The 20,662-nt window shown below is 55.0% G+C and carries 14 protein-coding genes; 12 read left to right on the forward strand and 2 right to left on the reverse strand.

The annotated features are described in order from the left end of the window. The first annotated feature begins 9 nt into the window (after positions 1-9). From MHI43_RS00560 to MHI43_RS00595, 8 genes are all read left to right on the forward strand, one after another. Entirely contained in the window at positions 10-1,551 is a 1,542-nt protein-coding gene (locus tag MHI43_RS00560) for an extracellular solute-binding protein (RefSeq protein WP_012818364.1), read from the forward strand. Between the two features lie 55 nt (positions 1,552-1,606). Continuing rightward, positions 1,607-2,860 (forward strand): Gfo/Idh/MocA family oxidoreductase, encoded by a 1,254-nt coding sequence (locus MHI43_RS00565; protein WP_051425347.1) that lies wholly within the window; start codon positions 1,607-1,609, stop codon positions 2,858-2,860. Next, entirely contained in the window at positions 2,841-5,036 is a 2,196-nt protein-coding gene (locus MHI43_RS00570; protein WP_341283211.1) for a glycoside hydrolase family 88 protein, read from the forward strand. The genes MHI43_RS00565 and MHI43_RS00570 overlap by 20 nt, the downstream gene beginning before the upstream one ends. Positions 5,037-5,105: 69 nt before the next feature. Then, positions 5,106-7,379 carry a helix-turn-helix domain-containing protein gene (locus tag MHI43_RS00575; RefSeq protein WP_036662855.1) on the forward strand — a complete coding sequence of 758 codons (2,274 nt, stop codon included), beginning with the start codon at positions 5,106-5,108 and terminating at the stop codon, positions 7,377-7,379. Between the two features lie 22 nt (positions 7,380-7,401). Continuing rightward, positions 7,402-9,480 (forward strand): glycoside hydrolase family 65, encoded by a 2,079-nt coding sequence (locus tag MHI43_RS00580; RefSeq protein WP_036662853.1) that lies wholly within the window; start codon positions 7,402-7,404, stop codon positions 9,478-9,480. Between the two features lie 43 nt (positions 9,481-9,523). Then, entirely contained in the window at positions 9,524-10,669 is a 1,146-nt protein-coding gene (locus MHI43_RS00585; protein ID WP_036662851.1) for an oligogalacturonate lyase family protein, read from the forward strand. Positions 10,670-10,694: 25 nt separating this feature from the next. Next, on the forward strand, positions 10,695-11,840 hold the full coding sequence (locus MHI43_RS00590) for a glycoside hydrolase family 88 protein (protein ID WP_081746298.1): 1,146 nt from the start codon (positions 10,695-10,697) through the stop codon (positions 11,838-11,840). Next, the gene (locus tag MHI43_RS00595) at positions 11,837-14,347 is read left to right on the forward strand and encodes a glycoside hydrolase N-terminal domain-containing protein (protein WP_049788658.1); all 2,511 of its coding nucleotides are present in this window, start codon (positions 11,837-11,839) and stop codon (positions 14,345-14,347) included. Before MHI43_RS00590 ends, MHI43_RS00595 begins: the two co-directional genes overlap by 4 nt. A gap of 129 nt (positions 14,348-14,476) precedes the next feature. Here MHI43_RS00595 and MHI43_RS00600 read toward each other — a convergent pair whose 3' ends face one another. Together MHI43_RS00600 and MHI43_RS00605 are read right to left on the reverse strand one after the other, a co-directional pair. Continuing rightward, positions 14,477-16,552 (reverse strand): serine hydrolase domain-containing protein, encoded by a 2,076-nt coding sequence (locus MHI43_RS00600; protein ID WP_012818372.1) that lies wholly within the window; start codon positions 16,550-16,552, stop codon positions 14,477-14,479. Between the two features lie 214 nt (positions 16,553-16,766). Beyond that, the gene (locus tag MHI43_RS00605; protein ID WP_012818373.1) at positions 16,767-17,291 is read right to left on the reverse strand and encodes a phosphatase PAP2 family protein; all 525 of its coding nucleotides are present in this window, start codon (positions 17,289-17,291) and stop codon (positions 16,767-16,769) included. 336 nt (positions 17,292-17,627) lie between these two features. Here MHI43_RS00605 and MHI43_RS00610 point away from each other — a divergent pair, with 336 nt between their 5' ends. The 4 genes from MHI43_RS00610 to MHI43_RS00625 all read left to right on the forward strand — a co-directional run bounded on the left by MHI43_RS00610 (position 17,628) and on the right by MHI43_RS00625 (position 20,617). Further along, entirely contained in the window at positions 17,628-18,485 is an 858-nt protein-coding gene (locus MHI43_RS00610; RefSeq protein ID WP_012818374.1) for a carbon-nitrogen hydrolase family protein, read from the forward strand. Positions 18,486-18,533: 48 nt separating this feature from the next. Beyond that, on the forward strand, positions 18,534-19,205 hold the full coding sequence (locus tag MHI43_RS00615) for a GNAT family N-acetyltransferase (RefSeq protein ID WP_012818375.1): 672 nt from the start codon (positions 18,534-18,536) through the stop codon (positions 19,203-19,205). A gap of 92 nt (positions 19,206-19,297) precedes the next feature. Continuing rightward, the gene (locus MHI43_RS00620) at positions 19,298-19,969 is read left to right on the forward strand and encodes a GNAT family N-acetyltransferase (protein ID WP_012818376.1); all 672 of its coding nucleotides are present in this window, start codon (positions 19,298-19,300) and stop codon (positions 19,967-19,969) included. 195 nt (positions 19,970-20,164) lie between these two features. Continuing rightward, complete coding sequence (locus MHI43_RS00625) at positions 20,165-20,617, forward strand: hypothetical protein (RefSeq protein WP_341283212.1); 453 nt, start codon at positions 20,165-20,167, stop codon at positions 20,615-20,617. Positions 20,618-20,662 lie beyond the last annotated feature (45 nt).

The following is a 20,662-nucleotide window of genomic DNA, read 5'->3' on the forward strand; positions in this document are numbered from 1 at the left end:
GATTTACTCATGTCGAAATGGTTTTTCCAGAAAGGGGCATGGAAACCGGCGCTCACGGCGACACTTGCGGCAGTCATGCTGTTTGGCTGCGGCGGCAAGGGTGACGGCGAATCGCAAGCGGGCCAGAGCGGGGAGGGAAATCAAGAACTTACACAGGTAAAGGTGTTCAAAAGCCACATGGGCGTCGGCACGATTCCGGGTGCAGATAATCCGCATGTCCAGTATGTTGCGGAGCGGACCGGCGTGGAATATCAGTTGGTGACGACCCCGCCGGGATCGGAGCCGACCGAATATCTCAATCTGATGATTGCATCCGACGACTTGCCCGATATTCTTCGTCCGATCGGCGGGATCGAGCAGACCCTTATTCGCCAAGGAGGAGCGCTGGCACTGGATGAATTGCTGCCCCAGTATGCCCCGAACGTCTGGAACAATATCCCGCAGGAAGCATGGGATGTCGTTCGATCCGCTTCGCCGGACGGCAAAATCTATTATGTGCCAAAAGTGTTCCTGGTGCCGGAAAGAGCGCCGCTGATCCGTCAGGATTGGCTTGACAAGGTGGGGATGTCCATGCCGAAGACAACGGAGGAATACAAGGAGGTGCTGCGCGCCTTCCTTAACGAAGACCCGAACGGGAACGGCCTGAAGGACGAACTGCCTACAACGGGCCGCGAATTCGGCAAATGGATGGACCATTTGTTCGCCATGTTCGGCGTCGCGATGTGGGAGGGGAACCCGGAATGGGACGTCTATGACGGAAAAATCCAGTATGCCGGCGTAACGGACAATATGAAGGCTGCCATTGCGTTTGCCCGTGAGCTATATGACGAGAGGCTGCTGGACAACGAGACGTTTCTGAACAAAGGCGATGTGTGGACAGCTAAAATCAATAACAATCTGGTCGGTAGCTGGTACCACCTTCCCGCCAACCTGCGCGATCGGTTCACGGCCATGCAGCAAAAAGCACCGGATGCTTATATCGTTGGCATGCCGCTTCCAAAGGCCGATGGGTTTGAGGGCTTTGTCACGCAGAAGAGCATGGGCGAACCCGAGTGGATCATTCCGGTAAAGGCACAGGATAAAGCGCCTGCCGCCTTGAAGCTGCTCGACTTCTTCTATGATCGGTCGAATGACGAATTTATCCGCTTTGGCATCGAAGGACAGCAGCATGAAGTTGTCGACGGCAAAAAAGTGCTGCTTCCGGCCGAAGACAGCCGCCCATTGGCGCTCGGCATGCGCAACCTGACGACAGAGGAGGACATGGACATCCGGATTCAGGAGACGATCCCCGAAGACATGCAGCAGATGGTGAAGGATATATTCGAGGTGAGTACCGCCGACGCGAAGCGGATCGCCGGGGATGGACTTCCGAGTACCGTGTATGAAGGCTTCCCGGACATTCAATCGCATAAGCTGTTTCAGGAGTATGTAACCAAGATAGTCATTGGTGAATGGCCGCTGGAAAAGTTCGATGAATTCGTCGACCGCTGGCATAAGGCAGGGGGAGACGAAGTGACGAAGAGGGTAGAGGAATGGTACTCAAGGATGTGATCATACAGTGAAAAAGAAATATGCCATATGCGGTGTGAGCGGTCGTGCGCTCGGCATGTTCGCCAAACCGATTCTGACGATGCATGCACGGCGCTGCGACCTGGTTGCCATACTGGACTGCGATCCGGCCCGCTTCGAGCTGTACCGCTCCCGCTTCCCGGAGCATACCGCCGTCGGAACTTACGGTGAAGAGGAATTCGGGAAGATGATTGACGAGACTCGGCCGGATGTGGTCATCGTGGCGGGGCGCGACGATACGCATGCGCGTTATATTGTTGCCGCGCTTGAACGGGATCTGGATGTCATCACGGAAAAGCCGATGGTCACGACGGGCGAGGATGCACGGCGAGTGTTGGATGCGGAGCGGGTGAGCAAAGGCTCGGTGACGGTCACGTTTAATTACCGTTATGCCCCGATTCACGCCAAAATCAAGGAAATGGTGTGGGAGGGCAAGCTCGGCCGGATTACATCCGTCGATCTCAACTGGTATTTGGACACGTATCACGGCTCCAGCTACTTCAAACGGTGGAACCGCCGGCGCGAAATGTCAGGAGGCCTCTCCATCCATAAGAGCACGCATCATTTCGACCTCGTGAACTGGTGGATCGGGCAAAAGCCGGTCGAGGCCTTCGCCTACGGGGCGCTCCATTATTACGGTGCCCAAGGGGAGCTGAATCCGGGCAAAGAAGACGGTCGCCATTGCGGAACCTGCCTCTCAGCCAGCCGCTGCGCCTATCATTCGCGCTGGAACGCACGTCATGTGCAGGACGATCATCTCGGCCAGCTGGATAGCGTGGGATCGCAATTTCCTTATACAGGCTACCGCCCGGACCGGTGTATTTTTGATGATGAGATCGATATAGAGGATACGTATGCGGCCACCGTCAAATACAGCGGAGGCGCACTGCTCAGTTATTCCGTCAACTTTTCGCTGCCGTACGAAGGGTATCGCTTGGCGATCAACGGTACGAAAGGCCGGCTGGAGACGATCGAATATCATGCACCGTCCCGAACCCCTTTTCCGACACCGCTCCAGACGATCGACTACTTCCCGTTGTTCGGCTCCAAGGAAACCATCCATGTCGTCCATCGGGAAGGCGGCCATGGAGGAGGCGACCCGCTTCTGCTGAACGACCTGTTTCTCGGTGAGAACCGGGAAAGGCCGTTCCCGATTTTGTCGGGGGCTGTGGATGGCGCCTATTCCGTGGCAACGGGGGAAGCCGTGTGGCGTTCCGTGAAGGAACATCGTCCGGTGGCGATAGCGGATGTTCTGGGTGGGTGGAAGGAGAGTGAGCCTATTGAACGATAAAGGATACTTTGACCCGGCGGAAAGCCTGGCTTCCCGAACAGAGGGCAGTAACATCGAGCATGCGCTTACGGTCATTGCCCAGCGTTATGTCGGTGACAATCCGCCTCATGCCCCGGTTTACCGGGTGACGCGCAAGAGTCCGATCCGTAAGCGGGCCGACCACTGCTATCAACTCCCCATCGCGGATATGTTCCCCGAAATGACGGGGAGCCAGGTGGTCTACGCCTGGACGAAGCTGTGGGTTGCCGAGCCGCAGAGCTTCCCCTTTCTGATGGAATGGACGGGGCACGTTCGGCTGTACCATAACGGCCGAAAGCGGTTCGGTTCGGCGCCAGGGGAAGAAGCGACAGCAGGCGAATTGCCTCTGAAGCTTGGGATTCAGCTTACAAAGGGATGGAATCACTTCGTCTTGGAATTCCGCCGGAGCCCAAACGGATGCGGAGCGGTATTTGGCACAAGCAACCGCAAGAACAAGCCGTTTCACTTTCTGGCTCCATCCATGGAGCGGGAGGGCGAGGAAGGATGGATTGTGACGGTGCCGCTGGACGGGGCGCTTGCCTGCATCCCCGATTCAATGGAAAGTGAATCATGGACGGGTGCACAGTGGCTGCCCGTGCCAGCAAAGCACGGTGGGGAAGCAGATGGCGGCACAATGTTGAGAATGTACGGGCGGAAGCCGGGGTATGCCGCTTACGCCTGGACTGCCGTGGTCAACCGGACCTTAACGGCCAAGAAGGTGACCTTGTCGGGAACCTCTTATGGTCCGGTCCGGTTTGACTGGAACGGCAGGGAAGTTTACGCCAGCCGGGAGGCAGGCACGTTCAGTATCGCCATCGATGTGCCTCCGGGCCGCGGGGAGCTTACCGCACGCAGCGAATGCGTTCAAGAGGGCTGGGGGTTCGAGGTCAGCGAAGCCTCGCCTGAAGGGGTGCTGACCGCGCCGCGCAGGGTGCACGGCCTGACCGGCGAGTGGCTTTATCTGGGCCCGTTCCGCGCAGAAGCCCAGCTTGAGCTGTCCGACTATTTTGGTCTGGATACGGTCGCTGCGGACGGCGGACAGACGCTGTTCTGGACAGGAAGCGAACCGGGAGCCTGCGTGAGGCCGTTTTTGGAGAACGAGCTTTTCGGCCGCTGGAATTATCCGCTTGGTGTCACGATGTACGGCTTGCTGGAGTCGGGTAGGCTGCTGAATCGCCCGGACATCCAGGAATATGTGCTCCGCCATGTCGAGTTTGCAGCGGGGCATTACGAATATTCCTTATGGGACCGGGAGGAATTCGGCGCGGCAGGGCTGAACAATCAGCTGTCCGACATCGACAGTTTGGACGATTGCGGATCGTTCGGCGCGCTAGCCATTCTTGCAGACCGAATTCGATCCTTAAAAGGGGTGCACAAGGCGGCGGACGACATCGCCCGGTACATCATGGATAAGCAATCACGTCTTGAGGATGGGGCGCTTTATCGCGAAGTCGGCGTTTCCCCGAGCATGCACCTTACGATGTGGTGCGACGATATGTACATGAGCGTGCCGTTCCTGTGCCGATACGCCGAGCTGTCCGGCGATTCCCGCTATCTGGACGAGGCAGCACGCCAGCTTCTGCTGTATAAGTCCTACCTATACCTGCCCGACCTGCAGCTGATGTCGCATGTATACGATGTGCGTCATGGGCAGCCTTCCCGGACGGTATGGGGACGAGGCAACGGATGGGTGTTTTTCTCGCTGTCAGAGCTGCTTGCCGTGCTTCCGTTTGGCCATCCCGACTATGAGGAACTGCTTCTTTTTTATCGCGTGCTGGCGGAAGGGTACCTTCGTGTGCAGGGAGTCAACGGGTTATGGCACCAAGTGCTGACAGACCCTGAATCCTATGAGGAAGCCTCGTGTACCGCAATGTTTATTTTCGGCATGGCACGGGGGATTCGCCACGGCTGGCTGGAGGACCCGGATCCGTACTTGCAATCCGCCGCTGCGGGGTGGGAAGGTTTAACCAGCAGGGCCATCGACCGCCGGGGAAATGTGTATGGCGTGTGCAAGGGCAGCAGCTGGTCGACCTCGCATGCTTACTACAAGCACGATTTATCGTGGAACTTGAATGATACGCACGGAATCGGCATCGTGCTGTTGGCCGGAGTCGAGCTGCTCGGACTGATGCGGGCCAGCCCAATTGTAAACGCTTAAATTTGCGTGACGGCAGGAGCGGAACGTGAGCTATAATGGAACCATTCTTGTAGTAAAGCGGGGGTTGATATGTTCCTATCGATCGGCAAGTGGCTGAAATACACGCTGGCCCATACGCAAGCGCGGCTGGTGCTCATTTTGACCGTTTCCGTTTTTATGATCATTTTGGCCGTCAGCCTGACATCATATTACACCTCCAAATCGGTGCTTCAGGAAGAGCTCAGCGAGCCGCAGCACCAAATGCTGCAGATCAGTATGAAATATATCGACGATTTGATCCGGGAGAGCGACAAGATTGCGGTCCAAGTCGCGGTGAATGACTATATCTACGCTTTTCTGACGAGCGAGAATCAGAACTCGGTGTCCAATATATCGACATTGTACCGACTGCTCTCAACCTGGATCAGCAATTCAAAATACATTAACAGCATATACGTATACGATGTCGAGCGGGGAAGCTTTATTTCGCTTCCGCAGGGATACAGCTCGAGCAAGCTCACATTCGTGGATTCCGAGTGGACCGGTATCGCAGACGAATTCGGAGACGACACGATGATGATCCGCAAAAGGCATGTCCCCGAGGGGGCGGGCAATAAAGGATCGGAGCTGACGCTGTTCCGCAAAATCATGATCCAGGGCCGACTAAGAGGCGTCGTGGCGGTCAATTTGCTGGATGCTGAACTGTTCGCGAAATTGAATCCGCCGGCGCTGTCCCAGTTGGACAGCATGCGGTACATCGTGGACCAGCATAATAACATTCTTTATTCGGTTTCGAATTCGGAATTCCAACCGGAAGCGGTGAGACAGGCGCTGCACGAGCTGAAGGAAGACCACTTCGGCGATTTTTTCCATGAGGGACGGAAGCTGCTGGTCAATCAGATCGAATCGCCGCTGACCGGATGGAAATACGTATCCATCGTCTCCCAAGATAGTTTGCTTGCACAGTCCAAAAAGGTGCGAGACACGGTGCTGTATGTATCGGTGGCGGCACTTGCGCTCGGCGTGCTGACCATTCTGTATGTAAACTCCGCGGCCTTCCGCCCGGTGCGCAGGCTTAAGCAGCTGTTCAGCGCCTACAACGGGAAGGCATCCAGCCCGGACCGCATCGATCTGGAAAAGCTGGCCGGCGAACTGCTCAGCAATCATGCGCATCTATCTCAGCTGATCCGCGAGACGATATCCGATGCGGCTTCCAAGTTTCTGTATGACATTCACTCGGGTCATATGAGCGGCAGACGCGAAATCCGCGAGAAGTGGAGACGGTATTTTGCGGAATGGACGGATGCGCCCGTCACGGTAGCGGTGCTGTCGATCGACCGCTATGATTCGTGGTCGCGCAGGTTTCCGGCCAGTGACCACTCGCTGCTGAAGTTTGCCCTGGCCAATATCATGGCAGAGCTGCATGAGCCCGAATGGAGGGTGGCCTGCGCCGATTTCGGAGCGGACCGGATGGCTATCCTGTTTCAACCGCGGAGCGGCGAAACTCGGCCTCCGCTGGCCGAGGCGATCGAAACGGTGTCCCGTTTGCTGAAATTCAGTGTATCCGCCGGCGTGAGCATGCCGCAGAGTGAGGTTGTCCGGTTAAAGCAGGCCATGCTGGAAGCGGAGAACGCGTTAACCTACCGTTTATATAAAGGGTACGGTCAGCTCGTGCCGTTTCAGGATGTATCCAGTCACGAAGTGACGGATATGCAGCCGCAGGAAGATGGCGTACGGGAGCTGATGACTGCCGTGGAGACCGGTGATGGGGAGCGGGCTATAGAGCTGCTGGGGCGTATTATTGGCGATATCCGCAGCCGTTACTGGTATCCTTCGGAGGCGCTTGCCTTGCTTCAGGGGCTGCTGGAACGTCTTAAAGGAATATGCCCAGAGGGCGACGGTCCCGAGGGAGACCCGGCCGGTCGGCTGGGCACGCTGTACATTGAAGATATCGAGGCTGAGCTTTCCGGCCTGATTTCGGTCTTGGCCGACCGCTACCGCCGTTTAATCGGCAGCAAGGATTTCTTGATGTGCCAGCGGATGATCGAATTCATGGAGCAGCACCTCGGCGATCCGATCGGCATTCCGGAAATTGCAGAATCGACCGGCATCAGCAGCAGCTTGGCCAGCCAGCTGTTCAAGCAGGAGACAAACGAAACGATCTATAACTACTTAACCCGGCTGCGGATGGAGCGGGCTAGCGAGCTGCTGGTCAAAACCGACCGCAAAATATCCGATATCGCTCAAATGGTGGGCTACCAGCATGAAAACAGCTTCATTCGCAGCTTCCGCAAATTCAAGGATATCACCCCGGGCAAATACCGGGATATGATGAGAACCCGGATAGACGCCTTGTTTGAATGAAGGGGCCGGGAAGGGAGGAGCTATGGAGATGGAGAGAGAGCAGATTGTTTGGCGGCATAATCCTGAATTCGACAGGCTGGATCCGCTTTCGCCACTGTCGGTAGGCAACGGGGAATTCGCGTTTACCGCCGATATTACCGGGCTGCAGACATTTCCTGAACAATATGAGGTGCCGCTTGGCACCCAGTCGAACTGGGGCTGGCATTTTACGGGGGGGCGCGGCAGGTTCTCCGCGAAGGATGCAGCGTTGCAGTTGTTCGAGACCCACGGCCGGCAGGTCGGCTATCCGATGAAGCCGGGGGATAAGCCGGAAGCTTACCAATGGCTGCGGCAAAATCCCCACCGTCTTCACCTAGGCCGGCTGTCGTTCCGATTTCTGGACGAAGCGGGAGAAGAGCTCGGTTACAGCGATGCAGGCCAATTCCGTCAAAAGCTCGATCTGTGGACGGGCATTCTATCGAGCAAGTTCGAAATTCGCGGCGTGCCGGTAGAAGTTACGACGGCGTGCCACCCCGAAGCTGATATTTTGGGCGTGCGGGTGATCTCACCCCTTATCCGGGAAGGGCGGCTTCAGGTATTCATCCGTTTCCCCGCACCGGATATGACTCATTCGGCTTGGGCAAAATCGGTGTTTGCCGATTGGGAAAGCGATCATCGGCATGATACCGTTCTCGTTCGGCAGGAGAAAGGAACGGCCCTGTTGGAGCGGACGCTGGACGAGGAGCGTTATGCGGTCCGCTGGCGTTGGAATATTGGCCGGCTGGAGCAGACGGAAACACATGAATTCACGCTGAATCCTGGCGAGTCTCAGGATGAATCCCCCAATGAATCACCGGAGGAGCTGACGTTTTCCGTAGGCTTTGCGGCTGGGTCGCCCGGTGTGGCTGACTTTGAAGCTATTGTTTCGGCGAGCATCCGGCATTGGGAATCGTTTTGGCAGAGCGGTGGCGCAGTCAGCTTCGCAGGCAGCTCGGATCCGCGAGCCTTTGAGCTGGAGCGCCGCGTCGTCTTGTCGCAATGGTTATGCGCTATTCACAGCGGGGGCTCGATGCCGCCCCAGGAGACCGGTCTTATGTACAACAGCTGGTTTGGCAAATCGCATTTGGAGATGCATTGGTGGCATGCAGCCCACTTCGCGCTGTGGGGCCGGGCTTCCATCCTGCGGAGAAGTTTGGACTGGTACAACGGCATACTGCCGGTCGCTCGCGAACTGGCGCTATCGCAGGGATACGAGGGAGCACGCTGGCCGAAAATGGTCGGTTTTGACGGTATCCCGTGCCCCTCGCCGGTCGCTCCGGGTTTGATCTGGCAGCAGCCGCACCCGATCGCCATGGCGGAGCTGTGCTACAAGGCCGACCCGGCACAAGAAACGCTGCGCGGGTTCCGTGACATCGTCTTTGAATCGGCTGACTTTATGGTTTCCTATGCCCACTGGAATGAGTCAAAAGACGCCTTCGATCTCGGACCGCCGCTCATTCCGGCTCAAGAATGCCATCCGATGAATGCAAGCGTGAACCCGCCTTATGAGCTGGAGTATTGGAAATATGGCCTGGATATCGCTATAAAGTGGGCTGATCGATTGGGTGTCCAGCCAAATCCGCGCTGGGTTGAGGTGGCGACTAATCTGGCGGCGCCGCCCCGACTCGACGGCGTTTACCTGGCGCATGAGTTGGCGCCGGATACGTTTACGGAGAAGAATCATGACCACCCGTCCATGTTGTGTGCATTAGGCGTGCTTCCCGGCAAGCTGATCGACCGCGAAACCATGCGGCGAACATTGTGGAAGGTTAAGGATGCTTGGAAATGGGAGACGGCCTGGGGGTGGGATTTCCCCGTATGCGCCATGACCGCTGCTAGGCTCGGCGAACGCGATCTGGCTGTCGATTTTCTGTTAATGGACGAAATGAAAAACACGTATTTGCCAAACGGGCATAACTATCAGCGCCCGGGTCTGACCGCTTATTTGCCGGGTAACGGCGGACTGCTTACGGCGGTGGCCATGATGGCCTGCGGCTGGGAAGGAGAAGAAGATCTGCACTGTCCGGGATTTCCGGCAAGCGGCTGGACGGTGCAGTGGGAGGGGCTGAAGCCGTGGCTTTAGCTTCGTCTTCGGCTTGTAGAACTTGCGGACAGGAGGGCTGAATATGGCCAAGGGAACGGTGTGGAAGCCGGAACGTAAGCAGTATCGCGACCGGTTGACCGGAGTCGAAGTGGTGCAGCTGACCGACTATAAGGCTCATAGTCATCATCTATATTTTACGGAGAACGGATGGTATGACGGCGGCAAGCGGCTGTTGTTCGTATCGGATAGGGAAAACAGTTCGAACTTGTACAGCATGGATGTCATCAGCGGTGAAATGCTCCAGCTGACGGATTACCCGGACAATGATGATGTGGATGCCTGTCTGTTACCGGACGGCCGGGCCGCCTTCGTCAAAACGGGTCGGAGCGTACGCCGCCTTGATCTGGCAACATTGGAGGAAGAGCTTGTCTACGAAGCCCCGGAGGGGCATAACATCGGCAACCTGAGCTGTCCTGCCGATGGTCGCTCGGTCGTCACCTGTATACAGGAGGATCTATCCTATCGCATGCAGCTAGATCTCGGCAATGGCTATGTCGGCCATAGGGAGTTGATGGAGGCTGCTCCTCACAGCCGGATCGTGCGGATCGATTCGGAAGGGCAGACGCAGCCGGAAACCCTATATGAAGCCCATCGCTTTATAACCCATATTAATGCGTCACCCGTCGAACCATGGTTGATCACCTTTTGCCACGAAGGACCTTGGCATTTGGTCGATCACCGGATATGGGGGCTGGATCTCCGGAGCGGAGAGGCCTGGAGAATTCGTCAGCGCCTTGAACCCGGAGAAAAGGTCGGCCATGAGTTTTTTCATCCTGACGGCGTTACCATCGGTTACCATGGCTTCCGTACGGATGGAACCAATTTCTTCGGAAGTATCCAGTACGACAATACGGCCATGGAAGAGACGGATTTCGGGTTTGATACGTGGCATGCGTATGCGGACGGCCTCGGTCAGGCCGTTGTCGACGGCAAAGGGGCGGTCAAAACCCTCTCCGTATGGCGTAAAGACGCTCAAGGAGTTTACCAAGGGCCGAGGATGCTGTGCGAGCTCCGATGCAGTTTTCATTCCCAGAAGGTGCACGCGCATCCGCGTTTTGATCCAGACGGTAAACGACTCTTGTTCACAAGCGATAAAAATGGTTATGGCAATTTGTACCTGGTCGACATGCCGGAAGATTTCGATTCGCTGCCGCTGCAGTCGGTCTAAAGCGAAGGAGAGGGAGTGGTCTACGGTGGCTGAAGTTACAGTCATGGAACGAATACCGGTCCGGGTGGCAGAGACGATCTTGTCCGCTTGCGTGGACGGGTACCATCCGAATATCGCCAACAAATGGGGCTACGTGGCCGGCATGGCTTTGAGTGCACTGGGCCGCCTGGCCGAATGGACGGGTGAGGAGCGCTACAATGAAGCAGTCAAGCGGCATATGGACGTCTTCATACAAGAAGACGGGACGATAGCAGGCTATACACTCGAGGACTATAATCTCGATCACATCAATAAAGGCAAGAATCTGCTACCCTTGTGGCGCATGACAGGAGAAGAGAAATACCGCAGGGCTGCCGAGCTGCTGGCATCTCAGCTGGTTGGACAGCCGCGGACAGACGAAGGCGGATTTTGGCATAAGAAAATCTATCCGTTTCAGATGTGGCTGGACGGCCTCTATATGTCGTCACCGTTTATGGCGGAGTATGCAGAAACGTTTGATGCGCCGGAATGGTTTGACGAAGCGGCCCGTCAGCTGCTGCTCATCGAGCGGCGCACGCGGAATCCGCAGACGGGCCTGCTGCATCATGCTTATGATGAGAGCCGGGAGCAGCGCTGGTGCGACAAGGAAACGGGCCGCTCGCGCCATGTATGGGGGCGGGCCATGGGCTGGTATGCGATGGCGCTCGTGGACTCACTGGAGCATTTCCCCGTTAGGCATCCGCAGCGCGGCCAGCTGATGGGCATTTTCGAACGAATGGCTAATGCACTCGTACGCGCTCAGGATCAAGACAGCGGGCTGTGGTATCAGGTGATGGACTGCAACGGACGGCAGGGCAATTATTTGGAGGCTTCGGGCTCCTGCATGTTGACCTATGCCTTGGCCAAAGGCATTCGGCTTCATTATTTGGCCGAGATCGACATCGGGGTGGTCGAACGCGCCTATGACGGGATCAAGAAACGTTTTCTCACCGCCGATGCGGAAGGACTGCACCTTCACGGCATTTGCCATGGCGCCGGATTGGGCGGACGCAAATACCGTGACGGATCATACGAGTATTATTTGAGTGAAAAGGTAGTCAGTGACTCGCTCATGGGCGTCGCTCCGCTCCTGCTGGCCAGCATCGAAGTGGAGAGGCTGCAGGCGGGGGACGAGGTCGGGCATCGGGGATGAGTCGAGAGAACCTGTTGACTATGAGGTATCCCGCATCTTGGTGGCGTAATATGTGGCGTGAGGGGTTACCCTCAGGCAATGGAATTGTCGGGGCCTCGGTATTCGGGGGCGTGCAGGAAGAGACGGTGCTGCTGAATCATGAGGGGTTGTGGCATTGGGGCCGGAAGGATCCGCTGCCGGACGTGAGCATGACGCTCGCCGAAACGCGCAGGCTGATGGATGAAGGACACTATGCGGAGGGCAGCTGGAACTTGGCGAACGCTTTACGGGTGCGGGGATACGGGACGAGGCTGGCCTCCCGCTTCCCGCTTGCGGCGATTAAACTGTTCATGCCCTGCAAACGGGCGTTCCGCCATTACCGAAGAACCCTTAATATGGAGACCGGTGAGGTTTCGGTAGGCTGGACGGACGGTTCGATCCGATACGTAAGGCGGCTGTTCGTCTCCCGTGCAGATAGGGCCATCGTTTACGAGATTGGCTCCGAGGGATGTGCTAACCAAGAAGTAAACCCTGAGGGCAGGAAAGGGATCGGTAGGGATCTCGAGGTTCAAACCGGGACGAGTCACTGTATTTCGGGAGAGATTGGACTGGTGCTCTACCCAAGCGACCGATGGGGGGATACGCCGGAATTCAAGGAACTGGCTGGATCCGTGGTCACTTCGGCGAAAGGGACGTTTATCCGGTACGCCGGCCGCAATGATGACGGTACGGATTTCGGGGCAGTGCTGCGGCTTATTTGTGAAGACGGAAGTTTACAGTCAACCAAGGAAGGAACGATGTTGAGGTTTGTTAAGGCCCGACGGGCGCTGGCACTGGTGAAAGTTTTTATCCGTGGCAAGCGTGAACAGGAATGGGAGCAGCTTGAGCGCGAGCTCAGTGCCTTCCCTGAACATTGCGAATATGACCTGCTTCTCAAGCGCCACGCCGAGCTTCATGGTCCTTTGTTCCATTCCGCATCCCTGGAGCTGAACGTTGCCAGCGGGGACGACGTGCGTTCGAACGAGGAGCTGCTGCTGGAGGCCTACGAGGGCAAGGCACCCGATTCGCTTGTCCGTAAAATGTGGGCTTATGGAAGGTATTTGTTTATTAGCGGGACGGCAGCCGAATCGGGGCCGTTCGGACTGTATGGCCTATGGGGCGGAGACTACCGGCTTGTCTGGTGCCACCATATGGCGAATGAGAATATCCAAATGATGTATTGGCACGCGCATGTCGGAGGCTTGGGAGAACTAGTGCCCCCTCTGTTCCGCTACTACGGCAGCCTAATGGACGACTTCCGCGGCAATGCCCGCAAGTTGTATGGTTGTCGCGGAATCTACATCCCGGCTGGGACTACGCCAGGGATTGGAACGCCGAATCAAATCGTACCCGTCATTCTAAACTGGACGGGAGCGGCCGGGTGGCTGGCCCGGCATTATTATGAGCATTTTTTGTATACGGGCGATATTCGGTTTTTGCGGGAGGAGGCGCTGCCGTTCATGCGTGAAGCCCTTCAATTCTACGAGGACTTCGCAGTCGTTGGTGAGGATGGCACCTACCGTCTGTATCCTTCGGTTTCGCCGGAGAACACGCCGCTCAATTTCATGCCGGAGGACGGAAGGCAGCTGGCTCACCCGATGCCGACAACCGTCAATGCCACGATGGATATTGCAATTATGAAGGAACTGCTTACCCATCTGATCCAAGCGAATCGGCTAGTCGGCGGCCCAGGTTCGGAGGAAGAACGGTGGATGCGAATGCTGGAACGCATTCCGCCTTACCGGACGAACGGGGACGGAGCCCTTGCGGAATGGCTGGATCCCGCGTTTGAGGACCGATACGATCACCGTCATCTCTCCCATATCTATCCCTTGTTCCCGGGTGATGAAGTGACTCGGGAGTCAGCACCAGAGCTGTACGTCGCTTTTGAGAAGGCGGTGCGTCTCCGCCGACTCGGAGCCCAAAGCGGTTGGTCACTTGCCCATATGGCTTCCATTTACGCGCGGCTGGGGGAAGGTGAACGTGCGCTGGAGTGTCTTGATACACTGGCGCAATCATGTCTGCTGCCGAATCTGTTTACCCTCCATAATGATTGGAGGGGGATGGGGATATGCATGGATATGCCGGCAGCGCCGATACAGCTCGATGCAAACATGGGATGGGTGAATGCCGTACAGGAGATGCTGCTGCAGGTGTCGCCGGATATGGTGAAACTCCTGCCAGCGTTACCGGAGCGCTGGCGTAGTGGCCGACTCTCAGGCTGGAGATACCATACCGGTCGGATCATCGTGGAATGGAACCGGGATGCCGGTATGTTCCACGCCAAGCTTGAGGCTGAACGGGAGACGGACATCCTCGTTTCCCTACCGCCTTGGGCAGGGGAATGTTCCATGTCCGGCCAGGGAGCCTCCGTCCAGCCCTCAACGCTAGGGCCCCTTTTTTATTCGGTCCGTCTGCGCCCGGGGACACAGCTGTTGATCGATTGCAGCCCGCAAGTCGAAGTAGACGTAAGCGGACCTCGAAACTGAAATTGGCCAAAGACCATTTCATTGCAAAAAAGCACCTCAACCATGGGCATGAGCCGTTGGTTGAGGTGCTTCTATTTTTAGGTTATCTTGGATTGACATGGAATCATGTAATCCCGCCGCCCACCTTCATTACGGCTGCAGGGTGATGCCGAATGCAGAGCCAGGGGCACCGGCGAATACGACAGCTCCGTTAGCCGGGAGCTTAACTTCGTTGGAGCCGCTGACCACGGTGTAGTTGACGACCGTGCCCTTCTCGTCATATACGGCGAATGCGCCTTCTGCCGGCAGGGTTACCGTCATGGTTTTGCCTGCGGCTGCTTCAGGTACGGTATACCACTTGGCATAGCCGTCGGCTTGCAGGGTAACGGTGGATTTTTTCCCTTTATACAATGGCTTCACATGCTTGCCGCTGATAAACAGGGATCCAGCGCCCTCGAGATACTCTACGCCTTTTTCCTTATAGAAGCGGAATTCGGACGTATCCCGGCTGCCGATCGCCGGTACCTGATGCTGGCTTACTGCAGTATCCGGATCGATTATCTTCTTGTCGATCAGATATCCTTCCAGACCGCTCTTGCTGTTAATTTCTACCGTCGGTTTCGTAATGAAGTACATTAGCGATGTGAATTTCTCGTTCAATGGATAGAACGTTTCGCCTTCCCGCTTCGCCCATGCGGCAGCGGTTTCCTTGGACAGCGGGTTCGCTTCCATTTTTTCGGCCGAATATTGCGACAAGGCCATCTGTCCCAGTCCAGGAATCGAAACATATTGTCTTACCCATAGGTAGATGCGATCATTCTTTTCCTTAACGAAGCTGACCTTAATGCTGCCATCCGCGCTGACAAACGTTCCGTCCGCGGTGTATACATATTTCTCGGCAGGATAGTCCGGCACCATCGGTACGGTAATGGACAGTTCGCCGTCCTTGATGTCGACTTTCATCTGCTGATTCGTCACGCCATAGTAACCGGCAAATTCCGCCATATTGTCAGGCATATCCGCTTGGACCGGTTTGCCAAACGATTTTTCCGGCTTGAACTCCTTGATGGTGCCTTTTTCCTTGAGCGTATGCAGCAAAATTTCGTTTGCCAGCAATTGGTTGGTTGAACTCGAACCGCCGGAAGATAATACGGCAGCTGCCATGTTCTGCTCCGGAAGCACAACGAGCGAAGCGTGGTATAGAATGGTGTCGCCGCCTTTAGTCACGGCTTTCATGTCATATTGGTTAAACGGGAACAGTCTCACGCTGTCCCAGCCAAGTCCATAATCGAACGAATTATCGGCATCTTCTGGCCACAGGCCTTTTTTATACTCTTCCTGCTCCATGGCTTTCACAGACGCAGCTGAGAGGATTCCCTCGGCTTCCCCGGTGAAGATCTGCGCAAACTGCACCAGGTCTTCGGCCGTGGAGTAGATGCCGCCGGTTCCGATGACATTGATGGTCTCGTTAGGCAGCTGTCCTTGATGAGCCGGATAATAGAGGCCCGCCATTTGGTTTAAATCCAATGTGTCTTGGGATGTCTTGGTGTGGTCCATGTTTAACGGCTCGGTAAAATGTTCATGAATGAATGCGGTAAAATCCTTGCCGCTCACTTTTTCCACGAGAATCTCGGCCAGCGTGAATCCGTCATTGCAATACACGGAAAATGCACCCGGATCTGCTTTGAGGTTTTGAGTGGACAACTGCTTCAGCAGCGTGTCATGTGCATGCGGGTCATTATCTTCGAACAAGAACGCGTTGTTCAGGCTTGAGCCCTGCAGGCCGGAGGAATGGTTAAGCAGCATGCGCGGCGTGATTTTTTTGTAGCGTTCGTCTTTCATCGTGAATTCGGGTATGTACTGAACGAGAGGCGCATCCAGGTTGATCTTCCCGTCATCCACCAATTTCATGACCGCGGCGGCAGTGAACACTTTGCTCGTGGAGCCGATCCCATACATCGTATCTTCGGTCAACGGAATCTTTCCTTCGATATCATTGACGCCCGCTTGCCCGGAAACGGTAATCTTGCCGTTGTCGATCAGGGCATATTGGACGCTTGTCGTTCCATACGTCTCGGTGAGCAGCTTGGCTTTCTCTGCGGCGATCTTCTCAAGACCCCCTCCTGCAGCGGCAGTCTGGCTGTTATCTGCTGCCATGGCTCCGGCTGGAAGGATCATCGTAACCGCGAGCAGGGCTACCAGCATTCGTGATAATCTTTTCTTCAATGAACAAATACCTCCTTATTATGAATGTATAAGTTAGTACGATTTACCAGCTGGAATGGTTCGAATTTTTTTTCATGTTTTTTAGGGTTTATGATAGGAGCATATACAGGAAGGGCGTTTAATTGTTGTTAGGTGAGATATCTACAGATGAGAAGGGCAAAAAAACCAGGCCCCCATCATCAGTTGCGAGAACTGCGTGAGGATGCCTGGTTATTTAACTAAGAACGATCAGTAGTGCCGAAGCGGTGCCGACGAAACAGCCGGCCAGACAATCCGAAGGATAATGAAAGCCGAGATAAACCCGTGACAGGCTGACCGTAAGCGCCAGCAGGATCAAGATCAATGACAGCCAAGGCGTTACGAACAGAAACGGTGTGATGATGGAAAATATGGCCGTCGAGTGCCCGGAAGGAAACGAATGGTCCTTCATCGGTTTCTTTTCAAACCTCACTTTTTCCAATGCCTGATATGGCCGGATGCGCCGCAGTTTCTTTTTGATGAGAGCCGTAATCAGGAAGCTGAGGGACAGTGCGATAAAGCTCTGCCATCCCATCGTATCCCACGGCTCCGGTGCAAAAAACGCTATCGAAAGTGTCAGCACAATGGTAAAGATAGCACCCCCCATATGGGTGACCAGCGCGAGCATCGAATCCACCATTTTGTTGCTGATCTTGCGGTTTAACCAGCGGAAGATAAGGTGGTCATGTTGCTGAAGCCAATCCATCGAACGAGTAATCATTGTGAACAGAACACCTCACATTATAGTTTGGCAAGCTGATAGCCCTAAGTCAAAACGGGCTCGAGTGTATATTTGTAAGGGCCGGAATTGATCGTGTAGACAAGAGGCTTACATACGACAGTATACAGGAGAATTGTTAAGCGTGGGTATGAATGGCGAGTATTTTTTCATAATTCGAGTTTTCTTTGGCATAGGTACTTTCGATGATAACCGTATACCATATGGGACGCGCTTAAGATTATGGTTTCCCATTGACGGCGACTTGATGTTCCCATGTTCTCTAAGCCCGGAATCCTATATAATGAAAGCATCTAACCATGCATAAGGAGGAGAAGCATGAAATTTCGCGTTTCTGCCGTGCAATATCATCTGCACACGATTCAATCCTTTGACGATTTTGCCCGTCAATCGGAGCACTATATCCGAACGGCGGAGGAGTTCGAAGCCGATTTTGTGCTGTTTCCGGAATTTTTCACGACGCAGCTGATGTCCATCGGGGACGATAAGGGCCAGGCGTTAACGATCAATGACCTTCCGGATTTCACAGACCGTTACCGCGAGCTGTTCCAGGGCTTTGCGAAGCAATATAACATGCATATCATTGGCGGGACCCACGTCATTCGCCGGGAAGGGAAGCTGTACAATGTGGCGCATCTGTTCTATCCGGACAGCCGCATTGCGGAACAGGCGAAGATTCATATTACGCCTTCGGAGATAACCGGCTGGAACATGGGGGCCGGCGAAGGGCTCGAAGTATTCGAGACCGAAAAAGGCACCATCGCGATGCTCACCTGCTATGACATCGAATTTCCCGAGATCGTGCGCATGGCCAAGGCCAAAGGGGCCGACGTCATTTTCTGTCCGTCCTGCACCGATGATCGTCACGGATTCCACCGCGTGCGTTATACCAGCCATGCCCGCGCCATCGAGAATCAAATCTATGTGGTGCTGACCGGCACGGTTGGATCGCTGCCTACCGTGGATCTGATGCGTGCCAACTTCGGGCAGGCTGCCATCATTACGCCGAACGATATTCCGTTCCCGCCGAAGGGCCTGCTGGCCGAGGGAGAGCTGAACAACGACATGATCATTACCGCCGATCTCGATCTGGATTTATTATATCAAGTGCGCGAGAAGGGCTCCGTCACGACATGGCGTGACCGGCGTACGGATTTGTATCCGGATTGGGAGTAAGTCTTTTTATCATGGTTTGATAAAATGGGAAAAGGCGGTGTAGAGGAAATGGCCCGGTTTCATCAACAGTTTTATGTATTCGACGACGTCCGGCCGGTGCCGGTTGTTATTCGAGGCTACACGGAAGCGGACTTCGACGAGCTGATCGCCATTCAATCCGAGACGTTTCCGCCTCCGTATCCTCCGGAGCAATGGTGGAACAAGGAACAGCTGATGCAGCATGTCACCTTGTTTCCCGAGGGCGCGCTATGCGTTGAAGTGGACGGCATGCTCGCCGGGTCCATCACCTCGCTCATTGTGGAGTACGATCCGATGGAGCCTGCCCACTCCTGGGCGGAGGCCACGGATAACGGATACATCCGCACGCATCAGCCGGACGGAAATACCCTATACATCGCCGACATTTGCGTCAGGCCGCGCTTTCGCAAGCTGGGGCTCGGCAAATGGCTGATTCAGTCGCTGTATCACGTGACCGTCGAAAGGGGACTGGACCGGCTGCTTGGCGGCGGACGGATGCCCGGCTATCATCGGCATGCGCACGAAATGTCGGCCGTAGAATATTTGGATGCCGTTGTCAGGGGGGATCTCAAGGACCCCGTAATTACCTTCCTGCTCCGGTGCGGCCGGACGCCCGTCGGGGTAGCGGCAGAGTATTTGGAGGATGAGGAGTCCTGCAATTACGGGGTCTTGATGGAATGGAAGAATCCATTCCGAGGGTGAAGTGGTTTAGAATGAACGATGATTTCACGGCTTCGAATATCTTCATAATATAAAGATATTTTCATTACATATATAAGGAGGCTTTTAATTTAATGGAATATATTCGCATTACGAGCATCGACGATCCCTTGTTCCGCAAAATGCACGATCTCATGAAGGAAGTGTTCCCTCCGGAAGAGGTGCTGGAATTCAGCTTATGGAAAGAGCCGCTCGAAGACCCGGGTATTCGGGTATTTGTTGCCCTGCATGAGGACGAAGTGGTGGGTACGACGGAATACCGCTATTACGAGGATTGGAACGTGGCGATGACCGATTTTACCATTATCGGGCGTGAAGGGCTCGGCATCGGCCGATTCCTGGCACAACATCGCTTGAAGGATCTGAATCAATTGGCGGCAGCAAACGGCAAAGAGCTGTTCGGCATGTTTGCCGAGATTTACGATCCATATCGGGTGCAGGACCATGCATTCGGCGGCGTGAAGCCGATGGATCCGTTCGTTCGCCGCGAAGTCCTGTCGCATCTGGGTTACAAACGCACGGATATCGACTATGTGCATCCGTCCTGGAACAACGATGGCGAAGCGGTGAGCGGGCTTGATTTTTGCTTCATGCCGGGCGACGATGCCGTTGATGAATTGCCCGCGGAGCTGATTGCCAACTTCTTGAGACGATACTATTCGGTGCTGCCCGAAAAACCGCAAGCCTGGAACGACATGGTGGCCAAGCTGGACGCGCGGGAGAAGGTATCCTTGCTTCCGCTGTAACCTATAGTATGGATCATGCCTGATTCTTCTTGAATCAGGCCTATTCTTTTTCTTGACCGCCCATTGATTTCAATTTTTTGGTATTCTAATCCTATGAACGGCCAGGTCGACGTAATGGGGAGGCTGCTTATGAAGCGAAATCGTATTTGGTTATGGGCAGGTATTGGTTTAAGCATCGTAATCCTATATTCATTCATGCAACTAAGCGTTCATATCGGCAAACCCATGTCCGAAGAACAGAAGACAGCGGCCTCTTACGTGAAATCGCTGGGCTATAAGATTGTAAGCCACTCCAGTAAACCGATTACTTATACGCTTGAGAAATCTCTTCTCGCACCTGGTAACGGCGCAATCCCCTATATTCAGACATGGAGTGTACAGAGCCAAGATCCGACAAACTATTACGGAAAAGAAATTGTCACCTATCGCTTCAAGGTTTCCGGGCATCCGCTTGACCGCATGTATAATACGAATACGGCCTTGTTTGTGATGATGTCGGAGGGGAAGGTCATCGGGGGAACCTCGTTCCCTGATCGGAACGATTTAGCTGGGGCTCCTTACTCCATTGATGGAAAGACCTTGGAGGAAATCACGGGTAACAGTTTCGGGGAATGGCGCGAGCAATGGGCCGAAAAATACGGGAATTAAGGGTGCGCTCCAACCTCTCCGAAAATACGACGAAAGACATTTTCT

This window comes from Paenibacillus sp. FSL H8-0457 (genome assembly GCF_038051935.1).
Taxonomy (GTDB): Bacteria; Bacillota; Bacilli; order Paenibacillales; family Paenibacillaceae; genus Paenibacillus_AQ; species Paenibacillus_AQ lautus_A.